This window comes from Kineosporia babensis (assembly GCF_021129305.1).
GTDB lineage: Bacteria > Actinomycetota > Actinomycetes > Actinomycetales > Kineosporiaceae > Kineosporia > Kineosporia babensis.
Genome location: NZ_JAJOMB010000077.1, coordinates 1 through 674 on the forward strand (window position 1 = coordinate 1; position 674 = coordinate 674).

Consider the following 674-nt stretch of genomic DNA (forward strand, 5'->3'; position numbering starts at 1 on the left):
GCCGCGTAGAGCTTCTTGTAGGCCGCCGCCCCGACCGGGTTCTGGTTGGGCTCGAAGATCGCCCCGGCGTAGTAGCTGGCGTCCTCGTTGAAGTACGCCTCGTAGGCCAGGTTCTCCCCCAGGCTCTTGAAGAACTCGACCATCTTGCCGATGTAGAACGAGTTGTCGCCGCCGTTCTGCCCGGCGTGCGCGGTGCCCGGGTACATCCCCCACTCCGGCACGGCCAGCTTCTTACCGTGCTCGGCGGCGAAGTCGGCCCAGAACTTCAGCCCGAACTCCCCGTTGTAGTGCTGCTGCCAGCCCTCCTCGGTGTTCGCCGCGGGCCAGCTGTCGTAGGAGTCGATCCCGACGATGTCCACGTAGTCGTCACCCGGGTAGGCCTGGGTGGCATCGGCCAGACCGGCACTGACCCCCCGGTTCACGGTCCAGTCCCACTTCAGGTCCGGGGCCGTGCTGCGGGCCGAGGTGACCACCTGACGGAAGCACTCGGCGTACTCCTGCGGGTTGTGGGCACTCCAGGCGTACCAGTTGCCGTTGAACTCCCAGCCCAGCCGGATGATCGAGTCACCCATCTGGTTGTTCACGAAGTTCTGGCCGAACTGCTTCCACTTGTCGTTGTACTCACCCTTGGCGCAGGCGCCCAGGCTGGCCCCGGCGGCCTCCGGGATCATCGC

Annotated in this window: 1 protein-coding gene; it reads right to left on the reverse strand. The window is 66.0% G+C overall.

Translation table 11 applies throughout. The annotated features are described in order from the left end of the window. Positions 1-674 (reverse strand): glycoside hydrolase family 26 protein (locus LR394_RS41040; protein ID WP_231450142.1); only part of this gene is annotated, 674 nt, incomplete at both ends.